Source organism: Methylocystis sp. L43, from assembly GCF_015709525.1.
Classification (GTDB): domain Bacteria; phylum Pseudomonadota; class Alphaproteobacteria; order Rhizobiales; family Beijerinckiaceae; genus Methylocystis.
This window is the reverse complement of record NZ_JADNRA010000015.1, coordinates 57717-74961: the sequence shown is the minus strand read 5'-3', so window position 1 is coordinate 74961 and position 17245 is coordinate 57717. Positions and strand designations below refer to the sequence as shown.

The following is a 17245-nucleotide window of genomic DNA, read 5'->3' as shown; positions in this document are numbered from 1 at the left end:
GCGTCACTTTGCGCAGGCGCTTGGTCGGCGCGCCAAGACCGATCCGATCGACGCCGCGGTCATCGCGCGCTTCGCGCAAGCGACGCGACCCGCCGCGCGTCCGCTGCCCGACGAAATGACGCAGCTTCTCGCCGATCTTGTCGCCAGACGGCGTCAGATCGTCGAGATGATGGCGGCGGAAGGCCAGCGCGAGCGGCGCGCCGACAAACGCCTGAAGAAAAGCATCGCACGCCTGCGCAAGGCGCTCGAAAAGGAACTCGCCGAACTCGACGGCGAGATCGACGATTATATGCGCGGCACGCCCGCCTGGGCCGAAAAGCAAGATCTGCTCGCCTCCGTTCCCGGCGTCGGGCCAGTGATTGCGCGCACGCTGATCGCCGAACTGCCGGAACTTGGCGCGCTCGACCGCAGGCGAATCGCGGCGTTGGCCGGCCTTGCGCCCTACACCCGCCAATCCGGTCAATGGCGCGGCAAGAGCTTCATCGGCGGCGGCCGCAAGACCGTGCGCAGCATGCTCTTTCTCGGCGCCATGGTCGCCGCCCGTCACAACCCCGTCCTCAAGGCCTTCCGCGACAAACTCGTCGACAGCGGAAAGCCGAAGATCGTCGCGCTCATCGCCGTCGCCAGAAAGCTCCTTACGATCCTTAACGCCATCATCAGGGACGCAAAGCCATGGCGCACACAAAACGCTTGATCGCCAAGACAGTCGCTGAGGATTCGCCGAATGGCGGGACGAGGACCGCGACGCGCGTGAAGTAAATTCTTGGAATTTCACGCCAAGATCGTGGCGTTCCCGTCGATGCGCCCCTGCAGGCCGTTGGGCAGGCGCGGATTGGGCAAAATATAGCGCCCGCGCTCGCGCACCATTTTGGTCACCGCCGCGAAATCGAGCTTGCCGGAGCCCAGAAGCGGCACTTGCTCGACGAGCATGATTTCCGCCGGAATCATCAGGTCGGAGGCGCCCTTCGATTTGGCGTAGGCTTGGAAATCGGCGCGCGTCGCATCCTTCCGCTGCGTGATGAGAATGATTCTCTCGCCCTTGCGCGGATCGATCTCGGTCGCCGCCGCCGACAGCGCGTCGGGCCAAAGTTCCGCCGCCAGCTGTTCGATCGCCGCGAGCGACACCATCTCGCCGCCGACCTTGGCGAAGCGCTTGGCGCGCCCCTTGATCGTCACATAGCCCTGCGCGTCGATCGTGACGATATCGCCCGTATCATGCCAGCCGTTCTCCGGCGGCTGCACCACGCCGGGCTTATCGATCTTGAGATAGCCCATCATCACATTGGGACCCCGCACCAGGAGGCGTCCGCCGTCCTCCACGCCCGGCACGGGTTCGAGCCGATGTTCGACGCCTGGCATCAGGCGTCCGACGGCGCCGAATCTGTTGAACATCGGCGTGTTGAGCGCGAGGACCGGCGACGCTTCCGTCACGCCATAGCCTTCAAGGATGCGGACGCCGAACTTCTCCATCCATAGATCGCGCGTCGATTGCTTCACCGGCTCGGCGCCGGCGACGACATAACGGATCGACCGGAAATCATAAGCGTGCGCCGCACGGGCGTAACCGGCGAGGAAAGTGTCCGTCCCGAAAAGAATCGTGGCGTTTGAGCCGTAAACGAGTTCCGGCACGATGCGGTAATGCAAGGGCGAGGGATAGAGATAGATCGGTACGCCGGAGATCAGCGGCAGCGTGAAGCCGATCGTCAGACCGAAGGAATGGAACATCGGCAGCACGTTGAAGACCTTGTCCGTGCGTCCGAAGTCGATGCGCGCCGCCGCTTGGGCCGCATTGGCGAGCATGTTTCGATGTGACAAGGCGACGCCCTTTGGCGCGCCTTCCGAACCCGAAGTGAAAAGGATCGCCGCCATCTCGTCGGCCTTGCGAGGAGCGACGGGCTTACGGAAGCGTCGGAGCGCGTCGAGCCTGTCGGCGAAGGAGATGCGCGCCCGCATATCTTCGAGATAGACGAGCGCAACTTTCTCTTCGAGCGCTGCGACAAGCTTTTCGAGTTTGGCTTTCTCGATGAAACCGCGCGACGTCAATATCGTCCTCGCCTGCGCCGCCTCGCAGCCCGCCAGAATATTGGCGGCGCCAGCGGTGAAATTGATCATCGCCGGCGCCCGGCCGGCCGAAATGACCGCGAGGAACGCTATTCCCGCGCCATTGGCGTTCGGCAGCATCAGTCCGATCGCGTCGCCCGGCCTTCCAATGCGCGCAATCTTGCCGGCGAGCGCGCGCGTCCCGATCAGCAGCCCGCGATAGCTGAGCTTGCCGGCGATCGGATCTTCGAGAGCGACGCGCGAAAACCCGTGCGTGCGCGCGGCTTCAACGACGGCGTCGAAAAGCGTGCGATCGGCGTTGGTCGCGCGGAAGACGAGATCCGACATGATCTGATAGAGCGCCGCGCCGGCCGCCATCCGCCGCGCCTTGCCTTTCAGCGCATCATCGACCGTGAGGCGAATAGGTTCGAGCACGGTGAGCGTGAATTTCGGAAACCAGCGCCGGCGCGCCTGTTCGCGCGTCAGCCGCGAGAACATCGTCGCCTCGGCGCCGTCGATGTGCACCGGGACGACCATCGCGCCGGATTTTTCCGCGATCAGCCCCGCCCCGTCATAGACTTTCATCAGACTGCCGGTGACCGTCAGCCGGCCTTCCGGGAAGATGACGAGCGGGTTTCCATCCTTGACCGCATTGATGAGAGCGCGCGCGCCTAGCGGATTGGCTGGATCGAGCGGGATCACGCGCATGAATTTCAAAAACGGCTTCGCCCACCATGTCTTCGAGATCGTGCGGTCAATGGCGAAGACCGGCGGCTTTGGCATGACGGCGAAAATCGCCGCGGCGTCGAGAAAGCTCACATGGTTGAGCGCGACGATCGGATTGGGTCCCGCCGTCTCGAAATTTTCCAATCCCTTTACCTCGAGACGGTAGAAGGCTCGAAAATAGATCGAGAGCAGATCCTGCAAAGGCGACGCGACGACCGCGTTGACGATCCAGATCGAAGCGACGAATGCGACGACGGCCAGGCCAATCAGCAGCGCCGCGAAAGAGACGCCCAGGCTCTGCAGACCCGCAACCCCGACGCCGCCGAGCGCCATGAAGGCGGCGTTCTGCACATTCACGGCGGCGATGGTGCGGGCGCGCTGCTGAGGCACGCTCTGCGCCTGAATGGCGGCGAAGGACGGAATGATCATCAGTCCGCCCGCGACCGCGAGTAGTGAAAGATCAATCGCGGCGCGCCAGGCGAGCGGTTGAGCGAAATAAGCTTGCGGCGACAGCGCCGTCGCTGCGGCTGGCGGGGTCGAAAGGAGCAGCGCGAGGCCGAGGTCAGCGGACGCAAAAGCGACGAGCGCCGCGCCGACGGCAGAGGGCAGCAGCACGATCTTGCCCTTGAGCAGGAAGGCGGCGAGCCCCGATCCGACGGCGATGCCGACCGCGAACAGCGCCAGATGAATGCTGACGAGGATCTCCGCGCCATGCAGCGTCTGGGTGATGAGCGAGGGAGTGAGCGACATCGCGATGGAGCCGAACAGCCAGAAGAGGCTCGTCACCACGGCCAGCCGCCGCAGTGCTTTTTGACCGTGCAGATGCCGCAGCAATTTGAAGGTTGAGCGGAAGACGTTGGCGTCGATCGCAAGATCGGGATCGGCGCGCCTCGTGGGGGGTATCAGCCATGCCGCGCCAAGCGCCAGCGCCGCGACGCCCATGACTCCCGCCGCGAGGATCACCCCGTCGCCGACATGCAACGCCATGCCGCCGGCGACCGTGCCGCTGAGAATTGCGAAAAAGGTCGCGCTCTCGACGAGCGCATTGCCCGCCGGAAGCTCCTCGCGCGTCAGATGGTCGGGCAAGATGCCATATTTGACGGGGCCGAACAGCGCGCCGGTGACGCCGAAGAGAATGAGCGCGCCAAAGAGCGTGGGGATATTGGCGAACAGAAAGCCGGTCGCGGACAATGCCGCCACGGCGATCTCCGCGACGCTGAGCCAGCGCACAACGCGCGCCTTGTCATATTTGTCGGCGAATTCGCCGCCGATCGCCGACAGAAGAAAGAACGGCGCGATGAAGGCCGCGCCGGCGAGCGTCACAAGCGACGCGCCGCTCTCGGCCGCGCGCGCCAAGATCAGGAGCACCAGAGCGTTCTTCAGGAAATTGTCGTTGAAGGCGGCGAAGAACTGACGCCAGAACAACGGCGCGAAACGCCGAGAAGCGAGAAGCGAATGCGTCATGTCGAAGCTTCCGGGAGGTGCGTCGTGACTTTCGCCGATCACCCTTAAGGATCGGTCAAGTCGGGCGCGTTGCAATGGGCGTTGCGATCGGCGTTGCAATCGGGTCGAACGTCAGCCTTTCGCCATGAACTATGTTCATTATGCAGACTGCAGTGCTTTCGCTCTGCCGTCAATAGAAAAGTGAACAGTGTTCAGGCTGGTTGGGAGAAGCTCCTTGAATGAGAAAAAGTCCGAAGCGGGAGTCGAACGCAGGAGCCAGGCGCGCGAGCGGCTGATCGACGTCGCGCAGGAGATCATCGCGGCGCAGGGCCTCGCCGGCCTCAAGGCGCGCGATCTCGCGGCAGCGGCCGGCTGCGCGCTCGGCGCCATCTATACCGCCTTCGATGATCTCGACGAGCTGATCCTGCGCGTCAACGCGCGCACGCTGGAGCGGCTCGACGCCGAACTCAATTCGGCGTTGGGAGACGCCGAGGCCGAGCAGGCGCTGCAGGCCATGGCGCGGACCTATTTGAACTTCGCGAGAAGGGAGGAGCCGAGCTGGCGGGCCCTCTTCGAACATCGCCTGCCGCCGGGCGTTGCGCCGCCACAATGGTACCTGGACGCCCGCAATCGCCTGTTCAATCGGCTTGACATGCCCCTGTCGCAACTGCTGCCGGGAACGAACCACCTGGCGCGCGCGGCTTTCGCGCGGACGCTGTTTTCGGCTGTGCATGGCGTCGTGGCGCTCGGACTTGACGAGAAGATCGCCGAGACGCCGCCCAAGCTGCTCGATGAGCAGCTCGAAAAGCTCGTGCGCATTCTCGCGGATGGGCTGATGATGGAGTCGGCCCGCTTGCTTTGAGCCGCGCGACCTGACATAGGCGCGCTCATGGCTTTCATTCTGCTGTTTGCGGTAGCGACCTGGGCGGGCGCGCAGAATGCGCTTGCCGGCGGCGGCTCCTTCCTCACGCTTCCCACCCTGATGTTCACGGGCATGGACGCGCTGGCCGCCAATATCACGTCATGCGTGGCGCTGTTTCCGGCGCAGGTCGCGACGGGTTGGACCGGCCGCAAACTGGCGAGGGGCGCCAATGGGCTTTCGCTGCGCACGCTGTTCGTGATCAGCATCGTCGGCGGCGCCGTCGGCGCGGCGGTGTTGCTTGGCACGCCGCGCGGGCTCTTCGCGCGTCTCGTGCCATGGCTCGTGCTCTTTGCGACGGTGGTCTTCGCCTGGGGCAGTTTCTTCCGCAAGCCCGTCGAAACGCATAGCCATCTCGGCCGGCCGCGCGCAGCCCTCGCGCAATTTCTGATTTCGGTTTACGGCGGCTATTTCGGCGGCGGCATCGGCTTCCTCATGGTCGCCGCGCTCACCATGGCCGGACAAGGCGTGCGCGTCGCCAGCGCAACGAAAAATGTTCTGGCCGGCGTCATGAACGCCTCCGCCGTCGCGATCTTTCTGTTCTCGCCGGATCTGCACTGGCCACAGGCGCTGGTGACGAGCGCGGGCGCGACGATCGGCGGGATCATGGGCGCCCGCCTGATCCATCATATCGATGAAAAAATCCTGCGGATCTTCATCATCGTGGTCGGCGCGGCGCTCACAGTGGGGCTCTTCCTCAGAGCGCCCTGATCTCAGCGCCCCCATTCTCAGCGCCTTACGCGTTCAGCGCGTCGTGGCCGCCCTGCCCGCCATCGCCTTTTCGATCTCGGGCATGAGCGTCGTCGCAATCGCCGAAGGCGTCAGCGGTCCGACGAATTTATAAGCGATCGTTCCGTCGCCCTTGATCACGAACGTCTCCGGCACGCCATAAACGCCGAAGTCGATCGCCGTGCGGCCGGCAGGGTCGACGCCGACGCGCGCGAAAGGATTGCCGCCCTCCTCCAGGAAACCTAAGGCCTTGGTCGTTTCATCCTTGTAGGAGAGCCCGTAAAGCTCGACGCCTTTGGCCTTGAGCGCTTCGTCGCCGGCGATCGCGATGAGCGCCGAATGCTCCTGTCGGCAGGGTCCGCACCAACTGGCGAAGACATTGACGAGACTCACGTGACCCTTGCGCAAATCTTCGGTCGAGAGACCGGGAACGCCGGCCAGTCCTTCAAGCGCTGGCAGCTCGAAATCCGGCGCCGGCTTGCCGATCAGCGCTGAGGGGATGCGCGACGCGTCGCCCGAGAAGAGCCGCACCAGGAAGACGAGCGCCAGCAGCGCGAAGAGCGCCAACGGCAGAAAGCGCAGCGCAGAGCGCGGCGCGACGGCGTCGCTCACGCGCCTTCTCCTTCATCGCGCGCGCCAGCCGCGCCAAAGCGCGCCAGCGCCGCGCGCAGGCGACGATAGTCGAGGACGATGCGCAAGGCCACGACGCCGAGCGTCGCGGCCGTCACGCCATAGGCGGCGGCGATATAGAACGAGTGGCCGCTCATTCCGCCGCCTCCATGCTTTCGTCTCCGGCGACTTCGCCGGCGCGGACGGCCTGCATCGACAAGCGCGCGAGGCGCCGGCGCAGGATTTCATTGCGGATCGCCATGATATGCAGCGTCGAGAACAGCAGCGTCGCGGCGAGCGCCATGACGATGAGCGGCCACAGCATCGATCCGGAGATCGCGGGTCCGTCAATGCGAAACACCGAGGCCGGCTGGTGCAACGTATTCCACCAGTCGACCGAATATTTGATGATCGGAATATCGATCGCCCCGACGAGCGTCATGATCGCCGCGATGCGCGCGCCGCGCGGCGTGTCGTCCATCGTCTGCCTGACGGCGATGAGACCGAGATAGAGAAGAAAAAGAACCAGCATCGAGGTGAGGCGCGCGTCCCAGACCCAGAACGTGCCCCACATCGGCTTGCCCCACAGCGAGCCCGTGACGAGGCAGATGAAGGTGAAGGCGGCGCCGAGGCTGGCGGCGGTCTTCTGCGCCGCGTCGGCGAGGGGATGACGCCACACCAGAACGCCCAGCGACGCCGAGGTCATCACGATATAGGCGAAGATGGCGAGCCAGGCGGATGGAACATGGATGTACATGATCCGGACGGTTTCGCCCTGCTGATAATCGGGCGGCGCCGTGAAGGCGCCGTAAAGCCCGATCGCGAGCAGAAGCGCCGTGGCGCTTGAGAGCCACGGCAACGCGCGTTCTGCGAAACGCAGAAAGCGCGTTGGATTAGCGTAAGTGGACAGAAAGCTCATCGACCGCCGGAAACTCCCGCCGACCGTCTAAGCCGCACGGCCATCACCGTCAATTGGCGGCCTTTGACGGCGGCTTGGTCGTGTCCTTGGCGACTTCCTTGGACTGTTCGGCGAGGATCTGCGCCCTCGGCTTGCCGTGCAGAAGCTCGACCGCGGCCGTGAGCTGCTTGTCCTTCGCCTCATCCGGCGGGACATAGGCTTGCGAGCCGGTCTTTTCCTCGTCGCCAGTCTTGAGATGGCCCTTCAGCGACGCTTCGCCCTTGGTGTCGTCTTTGCCCTTAAGCTCGTCCGGCACGTCCTGCAGGATGATCATGTCGGGATCAATGCCCTTGGCCTGGATCGTGCGGCCGGACGGCGTGTAATAGCGCGCCGTCGTCAGGCGCAGCGCGCCGCTCGAACCGCCGAGCGGAATGATCGTCTGCACCGAACCCTTGCCGAAGGACCGCGTCCCGATCAGCGTCGCGCGCTTGTGATCCTGCAAAGCGCCGGCGACGATTTCGGACGCCGAGGCCGAACCGCCGTTGATCAGCACGACGACAGGCTTGCCCTTCGACAGATCGCCGGAGCCGCGGGCGTTGTAGCGCTGGGTTTCGTCGGCGTTGCGGCCGCGCGTCGACACGATCTCGCCCTTGTCGATGAAAGAGTTGACGACCTGGATGGACTGGTCCAGCAAGCCGCCCGGATTGTTGCGCAGATCGAGGATGTAGCCTTTGAACTTGTCGGCGGGAATGTCCTGCTGCGCCTTGGCCATGGCGGTGCGCAGGCCTTCCGCGGTCTCTTCATTGAACTGCGAAATACGGACATAGGCGATGTCGTCGCCCTGTTTACGCGAGCGCACGGATTTGATGTGGATCTCGGCGCGGACGAGCTTGACCTCGACCTTATCCTTGTTCTTGCCGCGGAAGAGCGTCAGCTTGACAGGCGTGTTGATCGCGCCGCGCATTTTGTCGACGGCCTGATTGAGCGTCATGCCCTGCACGGTCTCGTCGTCGATGGCGCCAATGAGATCGCCGGACATGATTCCGGCGCGCGACGCCGGCGTGTCGTCGATCGGCGTGACGACCTTCACGAGCCCGTCTTCCTGGGTGACCTCGATGCCGAGGCCGCCGAACTTGCCCTCGGTCTGCGTCCGCATATCCTTGAAGGCCTTGGCGTCAAGGTAGCTCGAATGCGGATCGAGCGAGGTCAGCATGCCGTTGATGGCGTTTTCGACGAGCTTTTGCTCATCGGGCTTCTCGACATAGTCGGCGCGCACCTTGTCGAACACGTCGCCGAACAGGCTGAGGTTCTTGTAGGTGTCGGCGGAAGCGGCTTGAGCCGGAGCGCCGATGACGGCGCGCGCCTGCTGGCCAAGCGTGGCGCATCCCGCTCCAATTGCGATTCCTGTGGCGATAAGGGCTGTTTTGCGAATCATCCGCCGACCTTCCGACTGTCTGACTTTGCCCACCATGGGCCCGAGTCGATTGACGCTCCGTCCTTGCGGAACTCAACATAAAGAATGGGTTGTTTCGCGCCGATTGCGATGGTCGCCGCGGTTTGCGCGGCTCCGTCTCCCATGCTGGCAACCGGCTCACCTGCGAGAACGAACTGTCCCACGTTCACATTGGTGCGACTCATGCCGGCCAGGACCACATAATAACCGCCGCCGGCGTTAATGATCAAGAGTTGTCCATAACTTCGGTAAGGCCCTGAAAAAGCGATCCATCCGTCGCAAGGGGCGATAACCACCCCATTCTCGCGCGCCGCGATCGACAGGCCCTTCTCCTTGCCGCCAAAACCGTCTGGCGCGCCGAAACGCCGCACGACCGATCCCGCGGCCGGGGCCGGCAGTCGGCCTTTAAGATCCATGAAAGCGACGGCGGGCGCAAGTCGCGCCGGATCCTTGAACGGCGCAGACAACGCTTTGAGCCGCTCTCGCTCCGAAAGCATTGCTTGAGCTTTGGCGCGCTCGTCGTCGGCCTTGCGCGCCGCCTCCGCCGCGCGCCGCGCCGCCGCGCTGTCCGCCTCCATGCGCGAGATCAGGTCCTTGAGGCTGGTGGCGCGCTGCGCCAGCGTGCGCGCGCGCTCCGTCTCCGCCTGCAAGGCGCTTTGCGCGGTGGAAAGCGCCTCCTGACGTTCCCCGATCATCGGGGCGAGCCTTTCGCGCTGAGCGGTGAGACTCGCTTGCTGCTCCGCGAGGCGTTCGCGCTCATGCCGAACGCCATCGCGCACCTGCTCGAGTTCCGAAAGATCGTGCTGCAGCTGGCGCGCTTCGGCGCGCATTTGCGGCAACAGGGCGCCGAGCGCGAGCGACGCCCGGACGGCCTCAAGAATCTCGTTCGGACGCGCGATCAGCGCCGGCGGCGGCTTACGGCCCATCCGTTGCAGGACGGTAAGGATCTCCATGATCAATCCGCGGCGGCTCTCAAGCGAGGAGACGATCTTGCGCTCGTTCTCGGTGAGCGCCGAAAGCCGCTCTTCGATTTCAGCCGCGCGCCCTTCCGTCTCCTGCAGCCGCTGCGTCGCTTCGATGAGCGCGCCATTCAGCCGTTCGCGCGCGGCGGCATGATCGACAAGCTGCTCTTCGAGTCGACGCGCGCGCTCCCGGGCGGCGCCCATCGTGTCTTCGACGCCGCGCAATTCTTGTTGCTTTGACGAGATGTCTTTGGCGTCCGGGCCTTGTTGTTCGGCATGCGCGGAAAATGCGACAGAAATCGCAAGGAGCGCCGCAGAGATGAGCCCGCGCTCCGTGGCTTCGTTACCCGCCATGCTCGAAACGCTCATGTCCGTCCGCGGCATCAATTTCGCCCGGAGGCCGATATGCGCCGGCAATCGCGTCCACATTGCGGCGAAGCCCGGCGAGGATCGCGCGCGCGCGGCGCGAATCAAAGAGCGCGTCGATCGATTCTGGCAGTCTGCGGCGCCAGTTCAAACGTTCGCGATCGGTGCCGGGCAGGTTGATCGCCTGCGTTTCCCCCGCGAGATCGTCGAGTTGCGCCATGGCGAGCAAGGATGGCGTGCGCGCGATGAAAGCATGGAGCGCCTGAGCCAAGAGATCATCGAAGGCGCCCGACGAACGGCGCCCATCATCGATCAGCGACTGCGCGCGAAGCGCTTCGAGGAGCGCGTCTTTTTCCGCGCGGCGCGCGGCGCGGGCGGCTTCGGCCGTGTCGGGCGCGATCAGCCCCAGGGCTTCCTTCTCGGCGATGTCCGCCGCCGCCCACCAGCCTTCGAGCGTCGGCAAGTCATGCGTTGAAACGCAGGCCATGGCTTTCTTCGGATAGTGCGTCGGCGACGCGAAGCCCTCTCCCGAACGTTCGAACCATAGAACCCGGTAGCTCAGCACGTCGGCGTGTTCGATCCGCTCGCGGAAGCCCCATGGCGCCGTGCCGAGATCTTCGCCAACGACGACGCATTGCGCGCGTTGGCTTTCGAGCGCGAGCTGACCCATCAAGGTCTCGAACGGATAGCTGAGATAGGCGCCGGCGGCGGGCTTTTCGCCGTCCGGTATGACGAAAAGCCGCGCGAGGCCCATGACGTGGTCGATGCGCAGCGCGCCCGCATGGCGCATATTGGCGCGCAACAGCTCCGCGAAATCGGCGCCGCCGCTTTTCTCCATCTCGATTGGATTTGGCGGCGGCAATCCCCAGTTCTGGCCTTCGCGACTGAACGCGTCGGGCGGCGCGCCGATCGAAAAACCCTCGACGAAACTGCCCGCGCGGCTCCAGCTCTCGGCGCCGTCGGGCGCCGCGCCGATGGCGAGGTCGCGGCAGAAGCCGCGCGACAGACCGGCGGCGCGCGCATCCTGCGCCGCATGCGCAAATTGCGCATCGGCGAGCCATTGCAGAAATTGGTGAAATTGGACGCACGTTGCATGTTCGCTCGCGAAGGCGGTCAACGCCGCGGCGCGTCCTTCGCGCAGCTCTTGCGGCCACATCCGCCAGCTTTGGCCGTTGCGCGCCTCGCTGATCGCCGCGAACAAGCAGAAGCGGTCAAGCGCCGCCCCGCCTTGTGCAATGAAGCGCTGGAACGATGCGGCGGGCGCGGCGTCAGGCTGGCGGCGCGACAGATCAAGGAAGATGGCGAAGGCGCGTTCGAGCGCCACCATCTTCAGCGCATGAACGCCGGGATAGTCGACATCCGTGGCGCCGCTGAGACCCGCAGCGGTCTTCTCGTCGAAATCAATCGGCGCGCCGAGCATGCGCCCCAATCCGGAGACATCAATATAGAGCGGATCGAGGAACCGCCGGTCGGACGGATAATACGGACTGACGCGCGTGCGATCTTGCGCAAACAAGGCGTGCAGCGGATTGATCGCGATAAGCGCGGCGCCGGCTTTGGCGCCGGCGCGCGTGAGTTCGGTAAGCGTCGAGAAGTCGCCGATTCCCTGATCGCCGTCGCGGCGAACGGAATACAGCTGCGCCGACAGGCCGAATGCGGGGGCCGCGTCGTGAGGCAGATAACAGCCCGGCGGCGCGACGGTGAGCGCACAGTCGACGCTGTCGAGCGACAAATGATGACGACCGGCAGGCATCGGCGGCATTCGCGCTTCGACGCCGTCGCAGCGGCGCCCGTCGAGTCCGCGCCATGTGAGCGGCGTGGCGTTCTCCCCACGAAGGGCGATGCGCGAACAGCTTCCGTCTTCCTGCGTGACGACGATCCAGCTCGGCGTGCGTCCGTTGCGCGCGGCGAGCCGAAGCGTGAAGGACTTGCCCTCCTGCGCCGAAAGGCTCGCCGGCAACGTGCGTCTGTCGCGAAAGTCTGAAAGACGCGCGAGACTCTCGCGGGCCTCATCGAGCGTTCCGGCCGGAAAGCCGAGCTGCGCCAGCAGCGCGCAGACCGTCTCGCGCGGAACGTCGTGCAGCGCGCCTTCCACATCTCGCCATTGTCGTTCAACACCGGTCGCCTCGGCGAGACGCGAGAGGATGTCTTCCGAAGCAGGCGCAATAGACCGGCGCGATGCGCGCCTTTCCTCGACGAGAAGCGCGACGGAGCGCGGCGCGACGGAAATGCTTCCTTCAATGTCTTCGTCCGCGCCGTCCTTCGCCGAATTGAACGCCAATTTCCAGCCGTGATTGTCGCGAGCGGGCAGCGGGCGCACGATAATCTCGCCAGCGCCGCGATGCAGAATGACGATGACGCGATCGTCTTCGGCATAAAACGCGACGACAAGCGTTTGCGCCTCGCCGTCGCGCCAGTCGTCTTCGCGCATCGGCGCGCCGTCGGGACGCAACCATTCGACATCGGGGATAAGCGAAGCGTCACGCGGCGCGCCGTCGAGAAAGCGATCCTCGCGCAAGGCCAAGTGTCGCTTGCGCAGCGCGATGAGCTTCGCCGTCGTCTCGATCAGTCCATCGTCGGCGCGCGCCCAATCAATCCATGAGAGGGCGTTGTCCTGCGCATAGGCGTTGTTGTTGCCGGACTGCGTCTTACCCAACTCCGCGCCCATGGCCAGCATCGGGGTTCCGCGAGAGAAAATGAGCGTGGCGAGCAGATTGCGCGCATCCCGCGCCCGCGCCGCATGGATCGCGGCGTCTTCGCTCTCGCCTTCGGCGCCATTGTTCCAGGAAAGATTGTGGTCGGCGCCGTCGCGGTTCTCTTCGCCATTCGCTTCATTGTGCTTATGCGCGTAGGAGACAAGATCGCGCAAAGTGAAGCCGTCATGCGCCGTAATGAAATTGACGCTGCGTGAGGGGCACCTGCGCGCAAACACGTCCTGCGAGCCGGCGAATCGCGTCGCGAGTTCGGCGACGCCGCAGGAGTCGCCGCGCCAGAAACCGCGCGCGCTGTCGCGATAGCGATCGTTCCATTCGGCGAAAGGCTCGGGAAAGTCGCCGAGCCGATAGCCGCCTGGGCCCATGTCCCAGGGCTCGGCGATGAGCTTTAAATCGCGCAGCATCGGGTCTTGCCGAAGCGCCGAAAGCAATGGCGCGTCGCGATCGAATCCCGAAGGGCGACGCGCGAGCGTCGTCGCGAGATCGAAGCGAAAGCCATCGACGCCGCCATAGACCGCCCAGGCGCGCAGCGCATCCATGATGAGCCGCACGACAGGCGCGCGCCCGCAATCGAGAATATTGCCGCAGGCCGAGTCATTGACGTAACGCGCGCCGTCGTCGGCAAGCCGGTAATAGCTGGCGTTGTCCAATCCTCGGAACGAGACGGTCGGCCCGAATTCGTCGCTTTCGCCGGTATGGTTGAAGACGACGTCGAGAATGACTTCGAGCCCGGCCCCGTGAAGTCTGTCGACGGCTTCGCGAACTTCACGCCAGCCGCCCGGCGCGAGACGCGGGTCGGGCGCCATCATGGCGATCGGATTGTAGCCCCAGTAATTGGAAAGCCCGAGCGGCGGCAGGTGACGCTCGTCGAGCCACGCCGCGCAGGGCAAAAGCTCCAGCGTCGTCACGCCGAGCCGCGTCAGATGCGCGATTCCCGCGTCATGCGCGAGACCGGCGAAGGTCCCGCGCAGATGTTGCGGGATGTCGGGATGGGTCGCGGTGAAACCCTTGACGTGAAGCTCGTAGATGATCGTATCGCGCCAGGGATGCTTTGGCCGCAGCGACTCGGCAGGGACTGGCTTCGTGACGATCGCTTTCGGCAGATGCGCGGCGCTGTCGGCGTTCGCGGCGTCGCCATAAGCGAATAGCGAAGGATGCAGCGTGAAGACGCGATCGAGCGCGAGCGCGTAAGGATCGACGAGCAGCTTCGCCGGATTAAAGCGATGGCCCGCCTCCGGCGCATCGGGTCCATAGGCGCGAAAGCCATAGCGCTGGCCTTCTGTGAGGCCCTCAATATAGCCATGAAAGACGTCGCCGCTGCGCGCCGGCAATTTTATGCGGGCGATCTCTTCGTCGGCGTCATCGAAGAGACAGATCTCGATCGCCTCGGCGTGAGCGGAAAACACCGCGACATTCGCGCCGCTCGCGTCCGGCGTGACGCCAAGCGGTTCTGGAGTTCCGTCGGCGAGGCGGCCGGTCATGCCCCCTCCCCATCCCTCCCCCGCTGCGCTTCGCTTGCGGAAGAGGGGGGCAGACGCGGCGCATGTCGCACATCGCGCGCTATGCCGATCGCTAGGGTTCCCTCTCCCGCGCAAGCGGGGGAGGGACAGGGAGGGGGCTTTATCGCCGAAACAGTCACCCAACCCTCGCGGCGGCCGCGTCCCGAAAGAGCTTCGCGTAGCGGCGCGCCGGATTGCGCCAGGAGACGTCCGTTCTCATGCCGTTGACCTGAATCTTGCGCCACGTCTCGGCGTCCTCGAACAAACGTTCGGCTTCACGCAAGGCGAGGGCGAGCGCCTCGGCGGTCGTTGGCGAAAATTGCAGGCCGGTGGCGACGTCGGCCTGCAGCGCCATTTCATTGGCGTCGACGATCGTATCTTTCAGCCCGCCGACGCGCGAAACGATCGGCACGGCGCCATAACGGAGCGCATAAAGCTGCGTCAGTCCGCATGGCTCGAAGCGCGACGGAACGAGGAACGCGTCGGCGCCCGCCTGGATCATATGCGCAAGCTCTTCGCTATAGCCGATATGAACGCCCACTCGGCCGGGATGCGCGGCTTCTGCAGCGACAAATCCTTCCTCCAGCGCTTTATCTCCAGCGCCGAGCAGCGCGAGTTGCGCGCGTCCGCGCATGAACTGCGGCAAAACGTCGAGCAGCAGGTCGAGCCCCTTCTGCCACGACAGCCGGCTGACGACGCCGAGGAGAAAGGCGTCGGGGTCGACGCGCAGTCGCAGACGTTTCTGCAAAGCCGCCTTGTTCCTGGCGCGCGACGGCAGGCTCCAATGATCATAGCGCGTACCAAGATGCGCGTCGGTCGCGGGATCCCACGTCTCTTCATCGACGCCGTTCAATATGCCGCTCACGCAATCCGCGCGCGCGCGCAACAGGCCCTCGAGGCCCATGCCGAATTCCGGCGTCTCGATCTCGCGCGCATAGCTTGGCGACACCGTGGTGATGCGGTCGGCGAGTTGCAGGCCAGCCTTCAGGAAACCGATCGCGCCGTAATATTCGACGCCATCGATATCGAACGCGCGGGGCGGCAGTCGCAGCGGCTCGAGCAGCTCCTTGGAAAACTGCCCCTGGAACGCGATGTTGTGGATGCTGACGATCGTCGCCGGCCGCGGCCGCTCTGCATAATGCATATAGGCCGGCGCGAGCGCCGCCTGCCAGTCATGCGCATGCACGACATCGGGCGTAAATCCATCGAGCGCGCCGAGCCCGATCTGCGCGCCGGCCCAGGCGAGCGCCGCGAAGCGGAAGGCGTTGTCGGAATAATCGGCGCCGTCCGGTCCCGTGTAGAGCCCGCCTTCGCGCGCATAAAGATGCGGCGCGATGAGCGCATAAATCGCGAGTCCGTTATGGCGCGCCGCGTGGATCCAGGCCGGACCGCCAAAGAGGTCGTCGAACTCAAGAACCGTTTCGCCCGCGCCCAGCGTGGCGATTACGTCGGGATAGCCGGGGATCAGCGTGCGCAGCTCGATGTTTTCAGCGGCGAGCGCATGGGGCAGCGCGCCGACGACATCGGCGAGCCCGCCGGTCTTGACGAAGGGCGCCATCTCCGAAGCGATGGCGAGCGCGCGCAGCGCACTCATGCACAGAGCCTGTCGATCATCGGCTGGGTGATGAGACAGATCCCGCCCTCTGTTCGGCGGAAACGCGCGGCGTCGAACGCCGGGTCCTCCCCGACGACGAGGCCCTGCGGGATCTGCACGCCGCGGTCGACGACGACGTTGGTGAGCCGCGCCGAGCGGCCGACGTCGACATAGGGCAGGACGACGGCGTTCTCGACGGTCGCGTAGGAATTCACGCGCACGCCGGTAAAGAGCAGCGTTCGGCGCAGCGTCGAGCCGGAAACGATACAGCCGCCCGAGACGAGCGAGGACAGCGCCTGTCCGCGCCGTCCGACCTGATCATGCACGAATTTCGCCGGCGGGGTGATTTCGGCATATGTCCAGATCGGCCAGTTGCGATCGTAAAGATCGAGCTGCGGCGTGAAATCGGTGAGATCGATATTGGCCGCCCAATAGGCGTCGACCGTGCCGACGTCACGCCAATAGGCGTTGGGCTCGCTTGCCGCGCGCACGCAGGAGCGCTCGAAATGATGCGCGACGGCTTTGCCATGCGAGACGATGTAGGGGATCAAATCCTTGCCGAAATCATGCGTCGAGAGCGTCTCAGCGGCGTCGCGGCGCAATTGCTCGTAGAGAAACTTCGCCTCGAAAACATAGATGCCCATGCTGACGAGCGCACGGTCCGGATGTCCCGGCATTGCCGGCGGATCGCGCGGCTTTTCGATGAAGGAGATGATGCGGTCGTTTTCGTCGACATGCATGACGCCGAAGCCGGACGCCTCTGCGCGCGGCGCCTCGAAACAGCCAATCGTCACGTCGGCGCCGGAATCCACATGCTGCTGCAGCATGGGCTCGTAATCCATCTTGTAGACGTGATCGCCCGCGAGCAGCACGATATATTTGGGATCATAGCTCTCGACGATGTCGAGGTTCTGATAGACGGCGTCCGCCGTGCCGAGATACCAGTGGTCTTCAGACACGCGCTGGCTCGCCGGCAGAATATCGAAGCTCTCGTTGCGTTCGGTGCGAAAGAAGCTCCAGCCGCGCTGCAAATGGCGGATGAGGCTATGCGCCTTGTACTGCGTCGCAACGCAAATGCGCCTGATGCCGGAGTTGAGCGCATTGGAGAGCGCGAAGTCGATGATGCGCGACTTGCCGCCGAAATAAACTGCGGGCTTGGCGCGCCTGTCGGTCAATTCCATCAGCCGCGCGCCGCGGCCGCCGGCAAGGACATAGGCCATGGCGTGGCGCGCCAGGGGCGGATTTTCAAAGGCGGACATCGCCAGTTCCCATCGACGGCGGCGCGATTCGCCG

Annotated in this window: 12 protein-coding genes; 3 read left to right on the top strand and 9 right to left on the bottom strand. The window is 64.8% G+C overall.

The window, feature by feature from the left end:
- A partial coding sequence (locus tag IYX23_RS02370; RefSeq protein WP_196398818.1) for an IS110 family transposase occupies positions 1–694 on the top strand: 694 nt, incomplete at its 5' end.
- A gap of 77 nt (positions 695–771) precedes the next feature.
- Here the strand turns inward: IYX23_RS02370 and IYX23_RS02365 are convergent.
- Positions 772–4230, bottom strand: coding sequence for an acyl-[ACP]--phospholipid O-acyltransferase (locus IYX23_RS02365; protein ID WP_196391827.1), 3459 nt, complete (start codon positions 4228–4230; stop codon positions 772–774).
- A gap of 214 nt (positions 4231–4444) precedes the next feature.
- On the opposite strand from IYX23_RS02365, the gene IYX23_RS02360 reads away from it, so the two are divergent.
- Both IYX23_RS02360 and IYX23_RS02355 read left to right on the top strand, forming a co-directional pair.
- Positions 4445–5071: a TetR/AcrR family transcriptional regulator gene (locus tag IYX23_RS02360; RefSeq protein ID WP_196391828.1), complete on the top strand. Its 627-nt coding sequence runs from the start codon at positions 4445–4447 to the stop codon at positions 5069–5071.
- 27 nt (positions 5072–5098) lie between these two features.
- Complete coding sequence (locus IYX23_RS02355) at positions 5099–5839, top strand: sulfite exporter TauE/SafE family protein (RefSeq protein ID WP_196391829.1); 741 nt, start codon at positions 5099–5101, stop codon at positions 5837–5839.
- A 33-nt stretch (positions 5840–5872) separates the two neighbouring features.
- Here the strand turns inward: IYX23_RS02355 and IYX23_RS02350 are convergent, their stop codons facing one another.
- The 8 genes from IYX23_RS02350 to glgC all read right to left on the bottom strand — a co-directional run bounded on the left by IYX23_RS02350 (position 5873) and on the right by glgC (position 17211).
- Positions 5873–6469, bottom strand: coding sequence for a DsbE family thiol:disulfide interchange protein (locus IYX23_RS02350; protein ID WP_196391830.1), 597 nt, complete (start codon positions 6467–6469; stop codon positions 5873–5875).
- Positions 6466–6624, bottom strand: coding sequence for a heme exporter protein CcmD (ccmD, locus tag IYX23_RS02345; RefSeq protein ID WP_196391831.1), 159 nt, complete (start codon positions 6622–6624; stop codon positions 6466–6468). The genes IYX23_RS02350 and ccmD overlap by 4 nt, the downstream gene beginning before the upstream one ends.
- Positions 6621–7385: a heme ABC transporter permease gene (locus IYX23_RS02340; protein ID WP_124739624.1), complete on the bottom strand. Its 765-nt coding sequence runs from the start codon at positions 7383–7385 to the stop codon at positions 6621–6623. The genes ccmD and IYX23_RS02340 overlap by 4 nt, the downstream gene beginning before the upstream one ends.
- 49 nt (positions 7386–7434) lie before the next feature.
- Positions 7435–8799, bottom strand: a complete 1365-nt coding sequence (locus IYX23_RS02335) for a S41 family peptidase (RefSeq protein WP_018406603.1) — start codon at positions 8797–8799, stop codon at positions 7435–7437.
- Positions 8796–10133: a peptidoglycan DD-metalloendopeptidase family protein gene (locus IYX23_RS02330; RefSeq protein ID WP_246716423.1), complete on the bottom strand. Its 1338-nt coding sequence runs from the start codon at positions 10131–10133 to the stop codon at positions 8796–8798. Before IYX23_RS02330 ends, IYX23_RS02335 begins: the two co-directional genes overlap by 4 nt.
- A complete protein-coding gene (glgX, locus tag IYX23_RS02325) occupies positions 10123–14340 on the bottom strand; it encodes a glycogen debranching protein GlgX (protein WP_196391833.1) in 4218 nt (1405 codons plus the stop codon). Before glgX ends, IYX23_RS02330 begins: the two co-directional genes overlap by 11 nt.
- Positions 14341–14494: 154 nt before the next feature.
- The gene (gene glgA / locus IYX23_RS02320) at positions 14495–15952 is read right to left on the bottom strand and encodes a glycogen synthase GlgA (protein WP_196391834.1); all 1458 of its coding nucleotides are present in this window, start codon (positions 15950–15952) and stop codon (positions 14495–14497) included.
- Positions 15949–17211 carry a glucose-1-phosphate adenylyltransferase gene (glgC, locus tag IYX23_RS02315; RefSeq protein WP_196391835.1) on the bottom strand — a complete coding sequence of 421 codons (1263 nt, stop codon included), beginning with the start codon at positions 17209–17211 and terminating at the stop codon, positions 15949–15951. Before glgC ends, glgA begins: the two co-directional genes overlap by 4 nt.
- Between the last annotated feature and the right edge of the window lie 34 nt (positions 17212–17245).

What these genes read in the sequence shown, in the direction of transcription:
- IYX23_RS02355 (WP_196391829.1), top strand. Translation starts at nt 5,099, where the DNA reads ATGGCTTTCATTCTGCTGTTTGCGGTAGCGACCTGGGCGGGCGCGCAG.
- IYX23_RS02335 (WP_018406603.1), bottom strand. Translation starts at nt 8,799, where the DNA reads ATGATTCGCAAAACAGCCCTTATCGCCACAGGAATCGCAATTGGAGCG.
- IYX23_RS02330 (WP_246716423.1), bottom strand. Translation starts at nt 10,133, where the DNA reads ATGGCGGGTAACGAAGCCACGGAGCGCGGGCTCATCTCTGCGGCGCTC.
- glgA (WP_196391834.1), bottom strand. Translation starts at nt 15,952, where the DNA reads ATGAGTGCGCTGCGCGCGCTCGCCATCGCTTCGGAGATGGCGCCCTTC.
- ccmD (WP_196391831.1), bottom strand. Translation starts at nt 6,624, where the DNA reads ATGAGCGGCCACTCGTTCTATATCGCCGCCGCCTATGGCGTGACGGCC.
- glgC (WP_196391835.1), bottom strand. Translation starts at nt 17,211, where the DNA reads ATGTCCGCCTTTGAAAATCCGCCCCTGGCGCGCCACGCCATGGCCTAT.
- IYX23_RS02365 (WP_196391827.1), bottom strand. Translation starts at nt 4,230, where the DNA reads ATGACGCATTCGCTTCTCGCTTCTCGGCGTTTCGCGCCGTTGTTCTGG.
- IYX23_RS02340 (WP_124739624.1), bottom strand. Translation starts at nt 7,385, where the DNA reads ATGAGCTTTCTGTCCACTTACGCTAATCCAACGCGCTTTCTGCGTTTC.
- glgX (WP_196391833.1), bottom strand. Translation starts at nt 14,340, where the DNA reads ATGACCGGCCGCCTCGCCGACGGAACTCCAGAACCGCTTGGCGTCACG.